Genomic DNA, 22,722 nt, shown 5'->3' on the forward strand with positions numbered 1-22,722 from the left:
GGTTCTTTATCTCAAAAAGAAAAAGATGAAAAAAATTCCACCTTCTATTTCTAATTCATCTTTATTATAGATATACGCATTTATAATTAAAATTTAGGGGCGTATACCTATATGATTCTATAGTTTATTTTGAACTATGGACTCCAGCAATATACCCTGTAGAAAAAGCTATTTGTAAGTTATATCCTCCTGTTAAGGCATCGACGTCTAACAATTCTCCCGCAAAATATAATCCTTTAACAAGCTTTGATTCCATCGTTGAAGGATTTACCTCCTTTACATTTATTCCTCCTGATGTAACAATAGCATCTTTAACACTTCGTAATGCTTCAACAGTGATGGGGAAATGCTTTAATGTATCAATCATTCTATTTCTATCTTTTTTATTAAGCTGGCTCAAGTTTATATCGCTTGCTATGTTTATATCATTTAGCAATGCAACTGACAACTTCTTTGGAAGATAGTCAGTTAATACACTGGAAATTTGTTTGTTACTTTTTTGAGATGTAATTAATATTTCTTTTAACTCTTCCTGAGGGACTTTAGGTAAAAAATCAATAAATACCCTATGACCTTCTTTAGGCAATGAAATCTTATTAAGATATGCACTTAGTTCAAAAACTGTAGGACCAGATATTCCATAATGGGTAAATAACAAATCTCCATTAAAAGAGAAGGATTTATTTTCTATTTTTGTTTTAAGTACAATATCTTTTAACGAAATTCCTGTCAGTTCAGTTAACCATTTCTCTTTGATTACCATAGAAATTAAGCTTGGTTTTAAGGGAACAATAGAATGTCCTAATCTTTCACAAATCTGAAGGGCTTCTCCAGTACTTCCTGTATACTGGTATGATACGCCGCCGGTAGCTAAAATAATGGCGTCGCATGTGAAATCTTGATTATCCTTTGTTTTGATACCTATCACCTTATTTTCTTTTACCAAGATATCCTTCATTTCACAATGATAGTAAATTTTCACTGCCCTATTTATCAATAGGTTTTGAAAAACTTCAATAATGTCAGAGGACTTGTCACTTACAGGAAATACCTTATTTTCTGTCTCTACTTTTAGTGGACATCCTTGATCTTCAATAAGCTTTATAACCTGTTGGCTGGTATAAGTATGCAAGCTTTTATATAAAAATTTACTATTAGTCATTACCTTTTTCATGATTTCATCAGGAGAAGAATTATTTGTTACATTACACCTTCCGCCTCCAGTGATTCTCAGTTTTTGTCCTATATTTGCATTCTTTTCTATTATGGTTATATCCTTACTATATTCAGCTGCAGTAATTGAAGCCATAATCCCTGCTGGACCTGCTCCAACCACGATGATCTTCTTATTATTCATCCTATTCACCCTTCTGTGTAAATTTATAGTGAATTTATTTTTCGACTTTATTATACCAAATTATTCTATTAATATCACCCATATAGACTTTCTCTTTTCTTAAAAGTAGATGACCTAAATCTTTGATTTGGTGTCAGTCACTTTCACAGAATGTAAAAACAGTGCCCAACTCTCTTCAGAGAGAAGGACACTGCACTATTCCGTCTTTTATTATTAAATTAAACAGGTCTATTGCAATCCCCTTTCCCATATGTTGTATTAATAAGTCCTGGAATAAATGCCGCCAATATATGATCTGTTTTAAAGTTGCGAATAGCTTTTTTTTCATAGCAGTAGCCTTGAACCATCTTATCGCCTAGTTGTATCACCTTTATCCTTCTTTGGCTTACTTCTAGTTGTTTTTGATAAATAAGAGTAATTGGCTTCTTGTTTTTATACGAATACCTTAGTACATAATCTATCATATCATGATCCTATAATCTCATATGCCTTTATCATCTCTTTACCTTTATCTGTAATCCTTATCGTCCTTGGAAAAAGCTCTCGTTTCTTAATAATTTCTAGCTCTTCTAATTTATTTAAGTAAGTATGTATTCTCTTAGTAGAATTTAGGTTTGTAAAATTGCAAACTTCTCGAGTTGTTGGACTAAATCCATTTTCTTTAATGAACTTCTCTACAGCTTTTACAACATCTAATTGACTATACTTCATCTAGTCTCCTCCTCCCATTCTCCACAAGGAATCACTTGACTCAGTTTTCTAACAGTTTACATTATTTAATGTTCTTAGAAGAAGTTTTCTTCCATTGATTTAAATATTCTCTTAATTCTTTTACCGTGCCAACAAAAACCATTGATTTCATTATTTTTCCCCCTCGTCAAACGTATGTTCTGTCTTTATTATAACCGAACAGTTGTTCTGTGTAAAGGTATTTTTTTCTTTTTTTCTTTTTTTTTCTTTTTTTGTTTTTTTGTTTTTTAAAAAATTTCCGGGTCTTTGACAGTTGAATAGTAAATAAATCGCTAAAGTCTTTGAAAAGGCTTTATTTTTTTGTCATTTTTTCAAAATTTTACTTTCGTATTTTATCGTATTATGTTATAATATAGGGGATAGGGGGTTAATATTATGAGACTATCTCTTTCAAAATCTAAAAATGCCACTTCACTTTATGTGATAAAGGATGTTATTGAAAAGAATAAACGAACTACTAAAATTGTTGAAAAACTCGGTACATACGATGAACTCTTAAAAAAGTTAAATGGAGAAGATCCTATCGAATGGGCTAAGAAATATATTTCAGAACTTAATGAAAAAGAAAAAGAAGAAAACAGTAAAATCATGGTTCAATACTCGCCTACAAAACTTATTGAAAAAGAAAAACAACGTTCTTTTAATGGCGGCTATCTATTTCTTCAAAAAACATATCACGAACTAGGGCTTCACAACATCTGTAAAGAGATTTCTAATCGCCATAAATTTTCTTTTAATCTCGACTCCATACTTTCAAGGCTTTTATACGGTAGAATTATTTTTCCTAGCTCTAAACTTTCTACCTATAATCTGTCTTCTAGGTTTTTAGAAAAGCCTGACTTTGATATTCAACACATTTATAGAGCCCTTGAGGTAATCTCAAAGGAAACGAACTTTATTCAATCTGAACTCTATAAAAATAGCCAAAAACTTTCTAAGCGAAATTCAGGCATTCTTTATTATGACTGTACAAATTATTTCTTTGAGATTGAACAAGAGCAAGGTCTAAAACAGTATGGCTATTCTAAGGAGCATAAACCGAATCCCATCGTTCAAATGGGGCTTTTCATGGATGGTGATGGTATTCCACTAGCTTTTAGCATCACTAAAGGCAATACCAATGAACAGCTGACTTTGAGGCCTCTAGAACAAAAAATACTGGATGATTTCAAGCTCTCAAAATTTGTTGTCTGCACTGATGCAGGCCTTGCATCCAATGACAATAGAAAATTTAATGACCAGGGACAGCGGGCTTTTATCACCACCCAATCTGTCAAAAAACTTAAAAAGCACCTTAAAGACTGGACCCTGTCAACTGAAGGATGGTGTTTAAGTGGTGATAACAAGGTTTATGATATCTCTAATATACAAGAAGATCAGTTTACAGACAAAACCTTCTATAAAGAACGCTGGATTAAAGAAAATGGGTTGGAACAAAAGTTAATCGTTACTTATTCCATCAAATATAGAGACTACCAAAGAAAGATTCGAAATGGTCAAATTGACCGCGCCCTTAAGGTCATTGAAACAAACCCTTCAAAGCTTAAAAAAAGCCATCAGAACGATTACAAACGGTTTATTGGAAAAACCAGTGTTACACCAGATGGTGAAGTGGCGGAAAAGGATCTCTATAGCCTCGATTTAGAAGTTATTGCAAAAGAAGAAGCTTATGATGGTTTTTATGGGGTATGCACCAACTTAGAAGATGAGGCCTCTGAAATTATCAAAGTTAACCATAGACGTTGGGAGATTGAAGAATGCTTTAGAATTATGAAAAGCGAATTTAAGGCAAGACCTGTGTACTTAACAAGAGATGATCGTATAGAAGCACATTTTACAACTTGTTTCTTAGCAATGGTACTCTACAGATATCTTGAAAAGCGCTTAGATAGTAAGTTCACCTGTTCTGAAATTATACAAGGGTTAAGGGATATGAATTTTTACGAAATCCCTGGCGATGGCTATATTCCAACTTATACTCGAACGGATTTTACAGATGCTCTTCACGAGGCTTTTGGTTTCAGAACAGATTATCAAATCATTAAAAACACTCAGATGAAAAAAATTTTTAAAGATACGAAAAACTAAAAAAAGTACGCAGTTTTTGAACTCATAACAAAAGCTTGAATCCTAGTATTTACAATAGGTTTCAAGCTTTTTATCCTTTCCAACTGTCAAAGACGGGATTATAACCGAACAGTTGTTCTGTGTAAAGGTATTTTTTTCTTTTTTTCTTTTTTTTTTCTTTTTTTGTTTTTTTGTTTTTTAAAAAATTTCTTATCCTATTTTACTTTCAAGGTATCCACTTGTTAGCGTAGATAGGTTTTTCGTTAAGTAGAATAGGCGCTTCATCTGATTCCTCGATATTTCAGCTTGCTGAAATAGTCAAAAAAATTAAGGCTGTTTAAAAGCCTTCAGATTCGAGACAAAAGAAAATCCAGCGACCGCATCGTATACAGAATACGTAAGGGTGCTGGATTTTCGAATCAACGAAACCGATATAGATTTTTCAACAGTCTGACCTGCAGCTACAGGTGTTAGCTAGACTGCAGTTGCTTGGCTTTTCTCAATATCAATGAATTCTTTTTGATTATTGATGGAAAGTAGAAGGTTAATTTCCCACCAAACTTTCTCATCTGAATTCTCCGTTGTTACACACTTTTTCACATTAGCTTTTGGATACTTTTTCTTAATATATTCCATTTCTTCATAGGATAATCTTAATTCTCTAAAATATATTCCTTCCCTAAAAGACTCCGTCAAAAAATTTTCTAATCTTTCCACTTCATTTGGTGTCATAGTTGTCCCCCCTTCTAAATCATAAATAATTCAACTAGCTTAATCTTATCTATTATACAATTTCAACGCAATTTTTATAATTTTAATCAAGTTGTGCTCTTCAAATTTTTTTTTATTCTTCAACAATAACCATGGCATGGCTGCCTAAAGAATAATAGCTTGCAAAAAATTCATCTGCATTATATATAACTTGTCCCTTTAAAGGGTCCATAATATGAACATTATCCTCTACATATCCATTGATTACAACACTATGCAGATTAACATATGCTGAGTAAGTTTCCTCTGTATCGTGAAAATACCATGCATATCCGATTCTTGGAGCCTTTAGATCAATAGTCATCCAAATAACTACAGGAATCCCCTCATTAAGATAGTCAATGATCTCTTCCCTAGTGCTTTGACTTACATCAATGGGATTCATATTTCCACCAGCTGCCTCAAAATAGTTTTTTGCTGCATCAACAATTGGAGGTGCGAATACATAAAAACCTCCCCGTTGATCTCTGGGATCACCAGCATATGCTTTATAGGGATTCGCCCCATATAGTGTACCATCCCGTGCTATAAAAGGTTCTTTCGGTAAATACACATCAGCCATTTCAGTTTTTGATACTTCATATCCATAGTAATTTAATACAGCTGTTAAAGAAGTAATTTCACAGCCATTTGGCAGTTCAGGCTTTTGCATAATAGTACCCACCGGAATATATACTTCAGTAATTTTAACATTACCATCATCTGTAGATTCAATAGCTTGAACCATAGGTTCGGCAGCTTCAACTATAGGTTCAACCGCTTTAATAAATTCAAGCCAATTGTTCTTAATAGTAATCTCATGATTTTCATTATTAATTTCTATAGGATAAACTTCATCTCTTAGTTCATAGGGTGTTTTAATGTTAACCTGTTTTATTTCATAAGTTGCATCATAATTAAGCGGGCTTGACGTCGCTCTACCATCTTCATCAGTAATCAACAGTTCAATGACCTCACCTGATTCTAAATCAGTAATGACATATTCAGTGTTTTTTATGGGAATGTCTATAACAGCATCCATATTTAGAATTGTAATTGTCCCTTTTTTGGTGGGTATAATATCATCGATTATATCACTATCTTCAACGCCCATCCTGTTATTTTTATGGATTATATTATTATCTTTAAAGTAATACCTACCACCATTCAATATAATGGCAATAACAAACATCAAAAATAGAGTAAACCTCAACTTGCTTTTAAAACGTAATCTTTTTCTCAACTGTCTCCCCCTTATTCCAGTCATGTACATCCACCTTCAAAAGACCGAACATATTTTTTACGATGGTGGACAACGAATACCTAGTAAGGATTATCTATAATTCCTTAAAAAATTTCTTATACCATACAAGGAATACATATACTGTCCAAATGTATCTAGCATAATTATCCTTTTTTGTATAATGCTCATCGAGATATCTCACAAGCTCTTCAGTGTTAAAAAATTCCTCAGCAATATCCGATTGGAACATTTCTTTTACTATATCATAATACTTTTTCTCACGCAGCCAAAATCTTATTGGAACAGGAAATCCTACTTTAGGTCTATTTGCCCATTCATCTGGCAATGCTTCTTTCGCAGCAGTTCTTAATGCATATTTAGTGTTTATCTTATTAACACGATATCTGGTTGGAATTTGTGAAGCTAAAGACATGACTACTTTATCTAAAAATGGAACCCTTAATTCAATAGAGTGAGCTAAACTCATCTTATCCGCCTTTAAAAGTATATCCCCCGGTAACCAGAGATTAAGATCAACATACTGCATTTTAGTAATGTCATCCTTATCTTTAACCTGATCATAGACACCTTTAGTCACACTTCGTGTTGAGGGACCATTTTTGTAATCATCCTTTAATACCCTTAATGCATCATCTTCATCAAAAACCTTAGCCTGACCAATGAACTTTTCTTCTACTTTTTGTCCCCCTTTTACTAAAAACCTAGTAATTCTATTTCTAGGCAGTTTTTTGCAAATTTGAGAGACTGGTCGTCGAATAACATAGGGAACTTTTTCATATTTTTCCATCGTTGGAGTAGTGTCATACCATTCATAGCCTCCAAAGATTTCATCCGCTCCTTCTCCAGATAACACCACTGTTACATGCTTACTAGCTAGTTCTGACAAAAAATATAGTGGCACTGAAGAGGGATTGGATTGAGGCTCATCCATATGATATTGAATTGTTGGTAGCATTTCAAAACACTCATCAGCATTAATGATCTTTCTATAATTGTCTATCTTTAAGATATCAGATAAATCCTTTGCATGATTTGTTTCATTAAATATCCCTTCATAATCTTGAAAACCTACTGAAAAGGTTTTGTTAGGCATCAACAACGCTGTAATATAGCTGGAATCAATACCTCCAGACAAAAATGATCCCACCTTCACATCGCTAATCCTATGATAATTAACGGATTCTTTCAAGGTGCTTTTAATCTCTTCAACATAGTGTTCTAAGCTATTTTCTTTTTCATTAAAATTGACACTCCAATAGGGCTTAATTTCTATTTCACCCTTCTTATACAACATATAATGCCCAGGCTTCAGCTTGTACACTCCTTTAAAGAAGGTTTCATCAAGTACTGAGTATTGAAAGGTAAGATACGGTTTTAATGCATCCTCATTCATCTCTTTTTTAAATGATGGTTGCTTTAAAAAAGATTTTATTTCAGAACCAAATATAAAAGAATGATCAGTTGTATTCTGAGTATAGTATAGAGGCTTTATACCAAAAAAGTCCCTTGCTAAAAACATGGTTTCATTCTTTACATCCCATATTACAAAAGCAAACATGCCTCTTAGTTTTTGTAATATCTCTACACCGTACTCCTCGTAGCCATGGATGATAACTTCACTATCTGTTTCACTCTTAAATAGATGACCTTTTTCCTTAAGGTCATCTCTCAACTCTTGATAATTGTATATCTCTCCATTAAAAATCAATACACAACTTTTATCTTCATTATACATGGGCTGACTTGCTACCTCTGATAAATCAATAATTTTAAGCCTTCTAAAGCCCAGTGTCACATGATCATCAGAAAAGACTCCCCCACTGTCAGGACCCCTGTGAATAATAGTATCCATCATATCATTAATTATTTTAATTTTATCTAATGCTAAATTAGCATCTGCAAAACCTACAAAGCCACACATTTTTATCACCCTTCACTATTATGACATTATACTGTTGATCATCCAGTTCTAACTTATTTTCATTTCTCTTGAAGTCTTTATTATTTCTGTAACTATTTCCGTTTCATTAAAAGGTATTTCTTCTTTTCCTATTACCTGTGAAGTTTCATGGCCTTTCCCAGCTATAAGAATGATATCATCTTTATTACTGATTCCTATCGCATATTTAATCGCTTCTTTTCTATCAACAATAGCTATATGCTTTCCATTTTCTTCTTTTATAGCTTCAACGATTTCTTGAATGATTAAATTGGGATCCTGCTCTTTAGGGTTGTCCGATGTTACTACAGCAAAATCTGAATACTTAGCCGCAACCTTACCCATTGCCCGCCTTTTACCTCTTCCTTTTTCTCCAGGGGCTGCATAAACTCCAAATACTAGTATGATTCTGCCCTTTGCGAAAGGCTTGATGGTAGTTAGTGTCTTTTCCAACCCATCTTCTGTATGAGCGAAGTCTACTATAATCTTATAGTCTTGGTCTGTATATACAACTTCAAACCTGCCTTTAATACTTTTCAATTCCTTAATTCCTTTTTGTATATCGTTTAGATCAATACCATTACAATAAGCACATGCTATAGCTGCTAAGCTGTTATATACGTAGATGATTCCAGGTATATTCACTGTAATTTCTATACTACCCTTTGGTGTATTTAGGGTATATTTAGTAAATTCAACTGAATAGAAAATGTCTGTTGCATAAATATCTGCTTCATTTTCTATTCCATAGGTTACTAATTTTGCATCATAATTTTTAACTCTTTCTATCAATCTTCTACCATATTCATCGTCTGCATTGATAATATTATAATCTCTAGTCATTTCAAACAACTCTGCTTTAGCGTTAAAATACTCCTCCATATTTTTGTGTAACTCTAAATGATCTGGAGTAAGGTTTGTAAATATACCAGTATTGAATTCACAATAGGCCACCCTATTAAGGCTTAAAGAATGGGATGATACCTCCATAATACAATTCTCAGTATTTACTTTTAACATATTATTAAATATCGCTTGAAGGTTGAGGGATTCCGGTGTAGTGTTTTTATTCTGCATTATTTTATTGTCTATCATCGTTCCAATCGTTCCAATAAGTCCTGTAGATTTATTGACATGGTCAAATATCGATTTAATAAAATATGTTATTGAAGTTTTGCCATTTGTTCCAGTAATCCCAACCATATTCAGTTTCTCAGTAGGTTTGTTATAGAAGTTAGAAGCTATTCTAGCTAATGCCTTTCTAGAATCCGTAACTTTAAGTACGGTTATATTGTCTTCTATATACAAATCCTTTTCTATAATAATTGTGTTAGCACCCATATCGATTGCTTGTTGAATGAAATCATGACCATCCATTTTAAATCCTGGCATTGCAACAAAAACTCCATTGTTCGCCACTTCTCTAGAATCATAGGCAATCCCACTAACGTCTATACTTAAGTCTCCTTTAAGCTTAACAAATTCAAGGTCTTTAATTAGCGTGGTCAATAACATAGGTTCAACTCCATTCTATTCGTTAATCCAAGTTCTTATTGCGCTCTGTGAAAGTGGTTGACACCAAATCAAAGATTGAGGCCATCCGCTTTCTTAATCCTAAAAACTTTCTTAAATACTTTCCCTAAAATAATTCCTGCATAGGATAAAGCTGGAGCAGGGTCTGTCCAATCCCAGATCGCATAGGCCTTTGGTTTAAATAAAGATAAAAACACCTCTCTAAAGGTAAGTTGTCCAGTTTTAATATAATCTTTAATGGCTAATAAATCTTCATATCCATACCAAAATACTATGTTTGTATCTTCTTCAATGGCTTTCGGCTCTAAAGGAGCCCCTGTTAATTCTCGATAAGTGATATAAGGTATATTTAGTCCTATTTTATACAGTAGACTATTAAAATTAGTGATTCGCACATTTACTTCTATTAGATAAAACTGTCCAGTTTCAGCATCCTTTTTAAACTCTATTTCAGCAAAACCTTTATATTTAACTTCTTCAAAAAACTTTGCCCCTATATCATAAAGCTCTGGCACATACTTTTGTCCAGTATACACAGAAGCACCAAAGTTAATAGGATATTGCCGATATTTTTGACAAGTACTCCAGTGGGTCACTTTTGCTTCTTGGTTCAAATATGCGTCAAAAGTATACATATGATCATCAAAGCCTGGAATAATCCTTTGTACAATCACTTCTAATCCTGCATCCTTTACCTTTGCTAAAGCTTCTTCTAATTCCGCTTTATTATGAACTTTAAAAATCTTTCTTCTAAACTTTGCTACAAAGGTCGGTGAATCAACAGGCTTAACTATACAAGGATATTTAATTATCGTTTCTATTTTTTCGAAGAAATTCTCTTCATTTACTCTAATAGTCTCTGGCACAGCCACACCTTTATCCATTGCTAATCGATGTAATGCTTCTTTGTTCATTAAGTTAGTATATAAACCAGCTTCCGTTTGAGGAATGAGGTAATGCTCTCTTAGTTCCTCTAGGTGGTCATCAATGATCTCCACATATGTATCATGACACGGAATAAGCACTGGTGGAGAGCTTTGTTTACTAGCATAATCTTTCAAAAAATCAACAAATGCTTTTGTATCTTTTTTATAGTGGGGGGAAACAAGTTGCTCAGAACAATATTTAGATTTAGCGCCGTAGGTATTTTCTTGAGAATAATCTACAGCGACAGTGTGTATCCCATGAACACCCAAGCATCGAATTACGCTTAGCCCTATATAATAATTAGTACCTAAAATTACTGCTTTATTATTCACACTAACCCCTCCTATATGGGTAATCAACTACAGAACTTAAGCAGATGACTGAAATCTATGATTTCATGTCAGTCGCTTATACAAGGTGAAATTTTGATATACTAAGGGCTACATTTGCAGCCCATGGTTTTGGGCGAAACCGTAGACCGTGTATATCAAAAGTAGATGCCCCAAATCTTTGATTTGCTGTCAGTCACTTTCACAGAGTGCAATTAAAGTTTAAAATTGGTTATCTATATCTATCCATAGCTACTAAAAGTTAACATATATATTCTGTCACAGTCTATCTATAATAACCCTTGAAAATTAACCGACATTCGCATATATACATAATTATATATTGTCACAGAAATGGGGAGTTTGCAAGTTTTTTTTTGGTTTTAAATGCTTGCCAATCTATCCCACACATATCTATATCTTATATATTATGTAAACTTATTGATACTTTTATTATTATCAACTTCAGATTAAGCAACTTCCTTCCATTTTTCATCTAGTCTTTTAAGATTTAGCAATTCTTTTTCCATCATTTTTCCACTTTTGATGCTCTAATATTACTTTATTTTTACAGAGGAGTAAAATCACCTGTATTAAATTAATAACCCATATTTAATACAGGTTTTTATGTCCACTTTTTTTGTACCAACACTATCAAAATCAACTGTTGCAATACTATCATCAAGCATTACTATACATCCTTTACCAAAGGCCTTATGCTTAAGCTGTTTACCTTTTTTATAAGCATTCATGTCAATCTTCGTGGTATCAATATCTATTTCTTTTGATCTTATATTTGGTTTCAATTGATTAATATTAAGGATTTGCTTAACCTCTTTTAGAAAAATTGATTCTTCCGTTATGTTCTCAAATCTCTTTTTAATGGAGCAAATTTTCAATTGTTTTCTGGCACGGGTTAGCGCTACGTAAAAAGCTCGTCTTTCTTCTTCAAATTCAGAAGAATCTTCATATTTCTTTAATTGATTTAAACTTGAAGTGTTAGGCAAAACCCCATTGATGACATCAATAACATAAACATCATCAAATTCTAGACCTTTTGCAGAATGAATCGTTGATAATATCACGCCTTTCTGTTTATTACGGCTGGCTTCTTCAACAAGAGATTTCAATCCATTGATCTTATCAATAAAGTCTAATCCTGTAGTAACATTACTTGCTAAGTATTCTAAAGTGCCTATGGTATTATTAACTACTTCTTCAGAGGTTAAATCTTGCTTCCCTAAATATTCATCATATTTCAATCTTTTTCTAATAAAATGCATAAAGCTATTAGTGTTTTGCCTTCTAAAGACATCAAAATCATATTTGATTCTTAGAATCCTATCTTTTTGATAATATTTAAGATGCGGATATGTCAGTAGTATATCAAAGACGTTTATCTCTCCTCTTTCTGTTGCATCCATTTTCTCCAGTTGTTGAACAACATGTAAAATTGACTGTTTTGATAGAAAGGCATTAAGCTTGTAGTAAATATTATTAAATAGTTCTAAATCCCAAGGCCTATAGGCAAATTCAATAAATGATACAATATCCTTCACAATCCAATGCTTTAAAAAAGACATTTTATGCTCTCTAATATAAAATGGAATATTATTTTCCTGGAAGCTATCTATAAAAGGTATAGCAGAGAAGTTATTGCGAAATAAAATCGCTACTTCATGTAATTGCTTTTTTTGTTTGATTTCCTCTATGATCGTTTTAATTTGTGTTTTTTCATTATTGAATTCCTCAATAAATACAGGAAGGCCTTTACCCTTCTGGGTAAAAATGTTTTTCTTGTACCGTTGTTCATTTAAAGAGATTACTCTATTACTTAATTTAATAATATCCTGTGTACTTCTATAGTTTTCTTCCATAAAATACACTTTTGCCTCTTTAAACGCTTTAGGAAAGTCCAATAAGATCTTTGGATAGCTGCCCCGCCATGAATAGAGAGTTTGATCATCATCACCTACACAAAAAAGATTATTGTTGGGCTCTGCTAGTAGTTTTAGAATCTCATACTGTATAATACTAGTATCCTGAAACTCATCAACCTGCCAATAGTCATATTTATTTTGTAAAGCTTTTAAAAGCTGCGGTTCATGAATCAATATATTATACATCACTGTTAACATATCATCATAATCTATATAATGCTTTTCCTTTTTTATATTTTCATAGGTTTCAAATATAAGGGCAAAGTTTTTTATGGTAGTCTTAATTTCCTCAATTTCTTCTGTCTTAAGCATCATATTTTTAATGTAAGTGATCTGGGTTAACAGTTCCTCTAACTGTTCTTCAGTAATATACTCATGATTAACCGTCTTAAAAATATCTTTCAATATATAATACTTATTCACTTCTTCTTTTTCATTTTCTATGATGATGAGGGGTATATTTTTTTGTCTGTAATAGTATGCTATCACTGAATAGGCAAAGGAATGTATCGTACTAAATTCAACATCATGAATATGCCTAATATGTTCACCAAACAGTTTAATAAATCTCTCCTTCATATCCCTTGCAGCAGCCCGAGAAAAAGTCATTGTTTTTATCTTTTTAGGATTTATTTTGTGTTTTGTAATAAGATTAGCTGTTCTAGTACACAATGTTGTTGTTTTCCCTGCTCCAGCAACAGCTAAAACGATAGCTGGACCATCCTTATGTAAAGAAGCTAATCTTTGTTGTTCATTCAATTGAATTCCAAACATGAAGCATCATCCTTTAAATAGTTTCAAAATACTAATAACATTATACTAAAAGTTTACCACTGTCCTTTTCACCTTCATTCTATTCTACCATATTTTTTAGCTCTGATTTAAACTGTCTATAGAATTGATATAAGAATTACCAGTATTAATCCAGTATATATCATTTTTGATTAGATAATTTTATGCCTTATAGTAAGATAGTTATTTTATACATCCATTAGTCCTTTAATAAAATCCCTCAAAGCTTCTCTTCTATTGCCTTTGTATCCTACCACACTATTAGCTGTAATCATCGAGTTTAATATAGCTTCTTCACAAGCTTCTGCCACTGCTCGAAAGAGCAAATCCATATGATTCTCATTTATTATACGGATTGTGACTAAATCACTTTTATCATCATGCTCTATTATATTTCCCGTCGTAAAACCAATAACTACTTCTCCACTACCATGCCCAATATAGGAACCTACTCTCGCTAAGCCAACACTCGCCCTTTTACAAACTCTTTTCAATTGTCTGCTTGATAAGGGGATATCTGTAGCCACAACGATTATGATGGATCCTTTATCAATGGTTCCTTCTACTTTAATTCTTTTGGCAATTTCTTTTCCAATATTTTTCCCACTTATAGTTAAGTCTTCTAACAGCCCATGATTGGACTGAACCAATATTCCTAAATGGTATTCTTTATTATCTAAAAGAATTTTACGGGATGATGATCCGATGCCGCCTTTTAATTTATGGCATGTCATTCCCTTACCTGCACCTACGTCTCCTTCTTCAAAATTCACACAACTATTTTTAATTGCCTCATATACATGTTCTTTTTGTATGACTCTTTTTTTTATATTATTCAAGCCAGCATCATTACACTCTCCTACCACTGGATTGATAGATTGTATCTCTATATGATCTTTTTCACATTGCTCAATCATATAGGAAACCATCGCATCATGTACAATACCAATATTTAATGTATTGGTTAGAGCTATAGGGGTTTCCAAGGTGCCTAGTTCCTCTATTTGCATAAGTCCTGTAGTTTTTCCAAAACCATTTATCACATAAGATGCAGCAATCAGCTTATTTTGAAAAACATTTCCTTCTTGTGGTAATATTACAGTAACACCAGTTTTATTTTCTTGTGTATCAATTGTGCAGTGTCCTACCTTAACACCTTTTACATCAGTTATTTTATTTAATTTTCCTTTAGAAAATTTCCCTATTGTGACACCATAATCTTCAATTCTTTTTTTGTTGTTCATTTACTTTTCCTCCTGCTAATCTAGAAATTTTAATACCAATACTCTAGTGAACCAGCAAAGTCAGCTTCAAATTTATATCTTCATTGGATGCAAAAAGCTCTGTGCCTCTTAAAACAATATATTATATATAGCATACTATTTATTCTAATAATGATAAAGTGAAACCTACCTTTACTCTAAAGTGTGTAAAGGTAGGTTAATAAAATCGTTTTAATCATGAAGTTTTAAGAAGTATCGATTTGATAAACCTATTCAGTAGCTATAGCTTTCATATTTTCGATTTCTTCTGCAGTCATATGATCATGTCTTCCAATGCCTAATACAATACTTGTCAACATGACTGCCAACATAGCAAAGGCATAGAAGACAAATGGAGTTACTTCTAAGGCTGTAAGAGGATGGATGCCATCTCTAGTGAAGCCAATTGTATAAATTATTGCTGGAGTCCATGGTAAAGAATATACGAGTGTACAAGAAGTTGCATCCAGTAAATTTGCTGTTCTATAGGGGCTAATACCATGCTTTTTAGATAGTGGCTTTGCAAACGAAGAGCCAACCGCTAAAATTGCAGGAGCATTCAGACCCATTAATGAGGAAAGAGCAATAATCATGCCAGTAATAGAGAATTCTGCACCCATTGGCCCCTTGGCAATCTTACCAATAGAGTCTAGTAGTTTTAAGTCTCCTTCACCAGCTCTCATTACAGCAATTGAGCCGAATAGAAGAATAGCTAAAAGACATACTTGTATCATACTATTGATACCTGTGTAAATTACCCCATCAACTGTCCTGTCAAGGCCAGCACCAGCAACTCTAAATAAAGCCTTCTTCGTTATCTCTTGTCCAGGATCAATTTGAATAAAATCCATCAGACCGGCAAGAACAGCAGTTCCACCTGCTAAAACAGATCCGATTGTAGTGGCAATAATTATGTCCCCAGCTTTTACTGCTACCCAAATCGTAATCGCCACAGGAACCAGCATGATCAATGCAGTTCCGTTATAGCTTGTTGGGTCAAAAGTGGCAGTTTCTCCTTTATAAGTCATACCAACAATAATAATCCCAACTATAGTAATCGCTGCAGCCACTAGTGCATATTTTAATCTAGACCTGACAACCCCCGGAACATCTACCCCTTGAGAAGTTGCAGAACAAATTGTTGTATCAGAAACTGGTGCCAAGTTATCACCAAATGCACCACCAGAAACGATAGCTCCTGCTAACAGCGCTGGATGTGCACCAAGAGCAACTCCTGCTGGATAAAGCACCCCCATTCCTGCTGCAATAGTTCCAAATCCTGTCCCAGATGCTGTTGCAAAAATCGCTGATGCAATAAATGATACAATAATGAAGGCTGTACCGGCGATTCCTAATGATGCTGCCATACCAGCAATGCCCCCAGCAAGACCTGACTCCCTTAGAATCCTAGAGAATACGCCTGCAAAAATCCAGCAAACAACTGGTACAATTGCTTCTCTACTAGCCATTCCATTAATAATCGTTTCGCTGTAAAGCTTTTTGTTTTTTGCAAAGAAAAATGCAATAATCAGTGCCATAAATGCTGGAATCCATAATGCCCCATCGGAAATTGAACCATGTACAAAGGTTGTGATAACGATGAGCACAAGGAAAACGATAAATGGAATAAAAGACATCCATTCTCCACCATAAAACTCGAGTTTATTGCTTTTGTTTGTCATTATTTTCCCTCCTTAATAAATTGATAATAAATATGTACGACCTTCGCCTTCGAGAGATCGCATTAGAATAGGCACACATATTCTTCTATTTCTATGTTTAAATGCTATATCCTTCCAATTACTTTAGTAAATTCCGACATATATCTATAAAATCATCATTTATATCAGCGTGTAAACTTGAATATCTCCTAGAAATCATCTCAATAAGATCTAACATTAACCTCAATAGTCCCTAAATTATGTATAAAAAAAGAAACACATTGGTGTGTTTCTTAATTTATGTTGTTAGCTGTACTACCTTCAGTGATGGAGGCTGTTTGTCTTTACTAGACCCAACTTTTTAAAATTTAGTTATTTCGCCCCGTGTTAGGGACTCAGTTACTTCCATAGCAATGGAATTATTTTCAACGGGTGGATCAATCTTTACTTATTTATGTAAAGCCATGAACATAGGCGCAACTTTGTAAGGCTTAACTTCAATTTTCTGCCATACATTTCCTTTAACATAAGGCTCAATCTTTAAATATTCATCTACATCTTCTCTTGTAGGAAATTCAACAACAACACAAGAACCAATCATTTTGTCATTTTCATCAAGCATGGCACCACCATATAAATATTTTTTCTCATCCATTAATCTTTCAACAAGTTTTAAATGTTGTTCACGAATTGCAAATCTCCTTTCAAGGGCTTTTTCATCAGTTCCATCATATGCTGTAATTAAAAATTGCATAAAAATTCCTCCTTTATATTTTCTTTGCTTCCTTTAATCTTTTTTAAAAAAGTTTATGTCATCCAGAAAAGAAAGTGCCAAATAGTTACTAATCGGCTTCTTTCGCAATTTAAGAATAATATGTCATTTTGATGGATTAATGCTTTCTAGATAATTTTGATACATTTCATCTGAAGTCGCAATTATTGTGCCATCTTGAAGACCTAAAGCGAAATCTTTCATTTCTTTATTAATGAGAAGCTCATGATTTATTTCTAACGAAGGGAATGTAGCATTCTGATGATATAATATTCTCGCCTCTTCAAATTCTTCATTCCATTTTATATTTGCTTTCATGCCTTCACGACTGGTTCTTTCATAATATTCAACAATAAATTGCCCTTCGTAATACTGTTCATCAGCAAATATATAATTACTTCTGGCTCCATTGATAATAACCGTAGTGTCTTGAACTATAACTCCATCTTTATATATTTTTGCAGTTATTGTTTGGTTAATATCACTTTCAAATGGTATTTTTGATAGAACCCAAATACCTATAATAGACATAGCCAATATTAATATGATAACTTTTAAATTCTTTTTCAACGATTCCCCTCCATTCAATAAAAGAATTACTGCGCATTATCTATCAAGTATACACTATAAATCATGTTAACGACGCCTAAAAACGCTCTCATCTTCTACTTGCTTCGATAGTTTCATGTGCATTAACAAGCATAGCTATTTATGTTATTCAATTGCCATAGGTTAAAATAAAGATGATACTCATTTTGCATACCTTTCATTTTGTAAAGTAACTACCACAATCTCTGGTCTGTTAAATATTCTAACAGGAATTATGCTATTGCCAAGTCCTCTACTGACGATCAGCGTTGACTGATTTTGTGTGTAGATACCACTTGTGTACTTAGGAAACAGTCCTTGATCTGGTGCTACCAGTCCTCCAATAAAAGGTATTCTAAACTGTCCTCCATGTGCATGGCCTGAAAAAATGATATCTATATTTTCATTTGCATATAGATCAAAAAGTTCCGGTCTATGAGAAAGTAAAATTTGAAAAACTGAATCATCTGATAGGCGTGCAAGATGTTCTTCCAATTTAGATGAATTCGTTCCATCCATATAGTCAAATGTCAAAAAATCTGGATCCGATAAGCCTAATATTTCTATTCTTGCCTCGCCTTTCATCAATTTAACTTTATTATCATCAAGTATTTGTACACCATAACTTAGTAACTTCTGGCTAATATTTTTATAATCACCAGACCATGCTTCGTGATTTCCTGAAACATAGTACACGGGAGCAATTTTCATTGCACCATTTATAAATATTATTGCAGTATCAAGGTCATACTTTCTTCTGTCAATTAAGTCTCCTGTGACAAGAATAATGTCGGGAGAAATTGCTCGAATCTTCTTTAATAAGTGTTCCTGATTTTTACCGAATTCTTTATTATGTAAATCCGAAATTTGAACAATAGTGTATCCATTAAATTCATTCGGTATCTTAATGTTACTATAATCAATTTGTGTTGTAGTTATATCATTATTCTGCCATACGCAAAATAATGATATGATTAAAGCAATAATAACTACAATAAGGAGAATTCTAATTTTCTTATATTTTATAAGCATGTTTCACCTCTTATTATGCAAATAATTTTTAATTCATATTTAAAAATCATTGTAAAACACTGGTTTTATCCTTAACTAAAATACATCTATATTTTGTAGGTAATTAGTGTTGGTACCGTTTAGGGGTTAGCGATGTCGGGCTTGTCCTAAAATGGCAACTAACAATATCGCTAGCCCTGTGTTATCGGGAGTTCATCTCCACTTCACTGCAATTAAATTACCAATAACCAAAAAACTCTCCATAGGTGAAGAATATATTAATGATACGTATTATTAAGCCATATACAATATACTTACCAAGAATCAGTATCCTAAATGTTTTCCTACAATAATAACCTTAATTCTCCCCTTGTTAAACTGGCGCTTTATAACAACGAAATCATTGCAAATTCTTTCCTCACTTTTACAATCAATGCAATATCCTAAAGTTACACATGGTGTCTTTTTATTTAACCTTTTTGCATCCAATGGAGCAGCATATTGTCTTACTCGTTTTTCTGCTTCCTCTAAGCTTCTGACTATCTTATTCATACCAGTAACAATAATTACCTGGTATGGTCCATAAATCATTGCTGCTACACGACTTCCGTTGCCATCAATGTTGTAAAGCTCACCTTCCTCTGTCAAAGCGTTTGTACTACACAAAAATGCATCTGCACTAAAGCTTTTCCTGTATATTTCTTTCTTCTCTTCTTTTGTAAAGATAATTGATCTCACTTTCTACCGCTTTTCTTATTTTTTATCACATATACACCAATAATCCTTACCCTTACAAGCATCAATAATATACCTTCACTAGAAACTGTGTCCAGCTAAAAATATATGCTCTGCATCAACATCTCGGTTACTTCATACCTATTGTGGTCATTTCCAATCTGTCACGCTCAACAATGCGAATAAAGCAGATTTAAATGGATGAAACTCAACAAATTGCTAACTGTTTTTTGAAAATATCTTTCTTAAATACAATATTATAAAATATATGATCAATGTGTTGAATAGGAAAGGAAGTGGATTTATCGCAAGTCCCATGTTACCAGTAAAAAAATTAGTTCCAAACCACTTACTTGTAGTTTCACGCTGCAATATAGTGATATAACTGAAAGGGAATCCATATTTATATCTTAGTATTATATCCCCTTGCTCAGGGTTACTTGGCACCAAAATAGTTGCTGCAATTGCAATCATTATGCTGACATTAAAACGATCCTTCTTTAACTTTTGCACAAAATTACCCCTTTGTTCTGTATTTAATTAAGTCAATTTTCTATCTACTAATATGCATGAAACTTAGAAATGCCAATATTATTATGATTATGCTGATTTTAAACCTACTCATTTTCATTATATTACGCTTGTCCCTCACTTTCTAACAGTAGATATATCTTTTTTTACTCTGTTAAAACATTCTACATGAAAGAAGGAATCCCTTTTAACAAATAGCAACTTAACAAAATTGGCATGTTATTAAGAAATTAAGTTCTCCTTTGTTTTATAAATTTGGGGAGACAAGTTAATAACTCGTATTTGACGAGCGGGTCAAAAAAGGAAATAAACCTCCTTCCAATTAGGGAATAGAGGCAGCAATCACACCTACTTTTATCCAATTACCTTATTCATGATGATATCGTGGAATGAGTCTTGGTAGCATTTTTTCATTCAATTCATTTAGAGTCTTAGGAGTTTATTCGTTTTGTGAGCTATCATTCATCTTAATAGCACTTTGAAACCTAACCAAAGCCTCTTCTAAGGTTGATCTTGCGCAAGCAATATTCATTCTAACAAAACCAGAACCACCTTCACCAAAGGTATATCCTTGACTTAGTAATAGCTTTCCCTTCTTAATCAGTCGTTCTTCTAAATCTTTATCCTTTAAATTTAATTTTTTACAATTTAACCATACTAAATAGGTTCCTTCCATTTTTATAACTTCAATCTCCGGGATATGATCCTTCAAATACTTGCATAGAAATTGATAGTTTCCTTCACAATAGTTTACCACTTCATCCAGCCATTTTTCACATTCGGTATAGGCTGCTATTAAGGCAGAAATTCCTAGTAAGTTTGGTTTATTAATACCATCACTAGCTAACATATTTTTAAAACTTCTTCTTAATTGTTCATTAGGAATAATCGTATTGGATATTTCCAATCCTGCCATGTTAAAAGCCTTATGGGGAGAAGTACAAATGATACTGTTTTGAGAAAACGCCTTAGAAATTGATCCGAAGGGTATATGATTATGCCCTTTAAAAACTGTTTCAGCATGAATTTCATCCGACACAATTATCACATTGTTTTTTATGCAGAGTTCTCCTAGCCTCGCTAATTCATTTTGATTCCAGACTCTGCCTACTGGGTTATGTGGACTGCAAAGCAGCATTAATTTTACCTTAGAATCAAACTTTTTTTCCAAATCATCAAAATTTATTTCGTATTTTTCCCTATTGAATTTTAGTGGATTATTGACGACATGTCTACCATTGTCTTCTATTATATGATAAAAAGTTGGGAACACAGGGGATTGCACAATAATTTTATCTCCAGGATTCGTAAAGGTTCTTATTATTCTACTTAAAACGGACACCAAATTGCCGCCGAAAACAATCCATTCTTTTTCGATTTCCCATTGATGCCTATGCTTCATCCAGTTGATTATAGCTTCAAAATATTCATCATATCCTCCAGCATACCCTAAGATGCCATGCTCTAGCTTTTTTCTGATTACATCCAGAACTGGTTGAGGACTTCTCAGATCCATATCGGCTACCCACATGGGTAAAAGCCCTTTCTCTTTTATTCCTAAACGTTCTTCTATGCCATCCCATTTAAGAGAACCAGTATTCACTCTGCTTACCACTTCATCGAAATTATACTTCATACTACTTCCACCTTTCCTGTTGAGCTTTCTATTTATAATATCGTTAACACTTATATATCCTAATATCCATATGTTTCTTTTGGTATGAAAGACAGTAAAACGAGACAACCTGCTAATATTTTGGGTCGTCTCGTTCATTTCCTTTATCTACTCAATCTACTGATAAACTTTGAAATTCTTGGGTTTGTTACAGAAGAAAATAGTTCTTCTGATGTTCCTTCTTGTATTACTTTCCCATCATCCATAAAGGCTACTTTATCAGCTACTTCCTTTGCAAAGCTCATTTCATGAGTAACAATAACCATAGTCATATTTTCCTTAGCAAGTTTTTTGATAAGCTCCAGTACTTCACCTACTAGTTCTGGGTCTAAAGAAGATGTAGGTTCATCAAATAAGATAACCTTTGGATTAATAGCTAAGGCTCTTCCTATGGCTACTCTTTGCTGTTGTCCACCGGATAATTTAGCAGGATAAACGTTCTTTTTCTCTTCTAGTCCCACCTTTTTTAAAATATCCATGCCTACTTCTATGGCCTTATTTTTTTCAACCTTTTTTATTAATACCAAGGACTCTATAATATTTTCAAGGACTGTCTTATTCTTAAACAAGTTAAAACTTTGAAAAACCATAGCTGTCGACTTTCTAAGTTCATAGATTTCCTTTTTTGTTATAGTTTTTGCATTTAATTGTAGTTGATCTAGAATAATTTCTCCTTCATCTGGTTTCTCTAAATAATTAATACACCTTAACAAGGTTGATTTTCCAGTTCCAGAAGGTCCAATTATTGCCTTTACCTCACCCTGTTTAACCTCCAAATTCACTCCATTTAAGACCTGTAAATCGCCAAAGCTTTTATATATTTTTTTTAATTTTAACAT

The 22,722-nt window shown here is 33.1% G+C and carries 19 protein-coding genes; 1 reads left to right on the top strand and 18 read right to left on the bottom strand.

The window, feature by feature from the left end:
• Window positions 1-124 precede the first annotated feature (124 nt).
• The 3 genes from CHB72_RS01855 to CHB72_RS01865 form a co-directional block, all read right to left on the bottom strand.
• Entirely contained in the window at window positions 125-1,357 is a 1,233-nt protein-coding gene (locus CHB72_RS01855; protein WP_089281151.1) for a BaiN/RdsA family NAD(P)/FAD-dependent oxidoreductase, read from the bottom strand.
• Between the two features lie 218 nt (window positions 1,358-1,575).
• Window positions 1,576-1,821, bottom strand: a complete 246-nt coding sequence (locus CHB72_RS01860) for a hypothetical protein (RefSeq protein WP_089281152.1) — start codon at window positions 1,819-1,821, stop codon at window positions 1,576-1,578.
• A 1-nt stretch (window position 1,822) separates the two neighbouring features.
• Window positions 1,823-2,068, bottom strand: a complete 246-nt coding sequence (locus tag CHB72_RS01865; protein WP_089281153.1) for a LexA family protein — start codon at window positions 2,066-2,068, stop codon at window positions 1,823-1,825.
• A 414-nt stretch (window positions 2,069-2,482) separates the two neighbouring features.
• Here CHB72_RS01865 and CHB72_RS01870 point away from each other — a divergent pair, with 414 nt between their 5' ends.
• On the top strand, window positions 2,483-4,195 hold the full coding sequence (locus CHB72_RS01870; protein WP_089281154.1) for an IS1634 family transposase: 1,713 nt from the start codon (window positions 2,483-2,485) through the stop codon (window positions 4,193-4,195).
• Between the two features lie 453 nt (window positions 4,196-4,648).
• On the opposite strand, the gene CHB72_RS01875 is transcribed toward CHB72_RS01870, so the two are convergent.
• The 15 genes from CHB72_RS01875 to CHB72_RS01945 form a co-directional block, all read right to left on the bottom strand.
• Window positions 4,649-4,906: a hypothetical protein gene (locus CHB72_RS01875; RefSeq protein ID WP_089281155.1), complete on the bottom strand. Its 258-nt coding sequence runs from the start codon at window positions 4,904-4,906 to the stop codon at window positions 4,649-4,651.
• 112 nt (window positions 4,907-5,018) lie between these two features.
• The gene (locus CHB72_RS01880) at window positions 5,019-6,167 is read right to left on the bottom strand and encodes a C39 family peptidase (RefSeq protein WP_176431134.1); all 1,149 of its coding nucleotides are present in this window, start codon (window positions 6,165-6,167) and stop codon (window positions 5,019-5,021) included.
• A gap of 94 nt (window positions 6,168-6,261) precedes the next feature.
• Window positions 6,262-8,109, bottom strand: coding sequence for an asparagine synthase (glutamine-hydrolyzing) (gene asnB, locus CHB72_RS01885; RefSeq protein WP_089281157.1), 1,848 nt, complete (start codon window positions 8,107-8,109; stop codon window positions 6,262-6,264).
• A gap of 48 nt (window positions 8,110-8,157) precedes the next feature.
• Window positions 8,158-9,642, bottom strand: a complete 1,485-nt coding sequence (locus CHB72_RS01890) for a UDP-N-acetylmuramoyl-L-alanyl-D-glutamate--2,6-diaminopimelate ligase (protein ID WP_089281158.1) — start codon at window positions 9,640-9,642, stop codon at window positions 8,158-8,160.
• Between the two features lie 68 nt (window positions 9,643-9,710).
• Window positions 9,711-10,919, bottom strand: coding sequence for a carboxylate--amine ligase (locus tag CHB72_RS01895; RefSeq protein ID WP_089281159.1), 1,209 nt, complete (start codon window positions 10,917-10,919; stop codon window positions 9,711-9,713).
• 590 nt (window positions 10,920-11,509) lie between these two features.
• The gene (locus tag CHB72_RS01900) at window positions 11,510-13,630 is read right to left on the bottom strand and encodes an ATP-dependent helicase (RefSeq protein ID WP_089281160.1); all 2,121 of its coding nucleotides are present in this window, start codon (window positions 13,628-13,630) and stop codon (window positions 11,510-11,512) included.
• 206 nt (window positions 13,631-13,836) lie between these two features.
• Window positions 13,837-14,892 carry a DmpA family aminopeptidase gene (locus CHB72_RS01905; RefSeq protein WP_089281161.1) on the bottom strand — a complete coding sequence of 352 codons (1,056 nt, stop codon included), beginning with the start codon at window positions 14,890-14,892 and terminating at the stop codon, window positions 13,837-13,839.
• Between the two features lie 248 nt (window positions 14,893-15,140).
• The gene (locus CHB72_RS01910) at window positions 15,141-16,592 is read right to left on the bottom strand and encodes a Na+/H+ antiporter NhaC family protein (protein ID WP_089281162.1); all 1,452 of its coding nucleotides are present in this window, start codon (window positions 16,590-16,592) and stop codon (window positions 15,141-15,143) included.
• A gap of 427 nt (window positions 16,593-17,019) precedes the next feature.
• Window positions 17,020-17,325 (bottom strand): YciI family protein, encoded by a 306-nt coding sequence (locus CHB72_RS01915; RefSeq protein ID WP_089281163.1) that lies wholly within the window; start codon window positions 17,323-17,325, stop codon window positions 17,020-17,022.
• A 123-nt stretch (window positions 17,326-17,448) separates the two neighbouring features.
• Window positions 17,449-17,913, bottom strand: a complete 465-nt coding sequence (locus tag CHB72_RS01920) for a hypothetical protein (protein WP_089281164.1) — start codon at window positions 17,911-17,913, stop codon at window positions 17,449-17,451.
• Between the two features lie 180 nt (window positions 17,914-18,093).
• Window positions 18,094-18,963 carry a metallophosphoesterase gene (locus CHB72_RS01925; protein ID WP_089281165.1) on the bottom strand — a complete coding sequence of 290 codons (870 nt, stop codon included), beginning with the start codon at window positions 18,961-18,963 and terminating at the stop codon, window positions 18,094-18,096.
• A 303-nt stretch (window positions 18,964-19,266) separates the two neighbouring features.
• On the bottom strand, window positions 19,267-19,680 hold the full coding sequence (locus tag CHB72_RS01930; protein ID WP_089281166.1) for a lactate utilization protein: 414 nt from the start codon (window positions 19,678-19,680) through the stop codon (window positions 19,267-19,269).
• A gap of 216 nt (window positions 19,681-19,896) precedes the next feature.
• Window positions 19,897-20,190, bottom strand: coding sequence for a hypothetical protein (locus CHB72_RS01935; protein WP_089281167.1), 294 nt, complete (start codon window positions 20,188-20,190; stop codon window positions 19,897-19,899).
• 457 nt (window positions 20,191-20,647) lie between these two features.
• On the bottom strand, window positions 20,648-21,844 hold the full coding sequence (locus tag CHB72_RS01940; protein ID WP_089281168.1) for a MalY/PatB family protein: 1,197 nt from the start codon (window positions 21,842-21,844) through the stop codon (window positions 20,648-20,650).
• A 143-nt stretch (window positions 21,845-21,987) separates the two neighbouring features.
• Complete coding sequence (locus CHB72_RS01945; RefSeq protein WP_089281169.1) at window positions 21,988-22,722, bottom strand: amino acid ABC transporter ATP-binding protein; 735 nt, start codon at window positions 22,720-22,722, stop codon at window positions 21,988-21,990.

Source organism: Anaerovirgula multivorans, from assembly GCF_900188145.1.
Taxonomy (GTDB): domain Bacteria; phylum Bacillota; class Clostridia; order Peptostreptococcales; family Natronincolaceae; genus Anaerovirgula; species Anaerovirgula multivorans.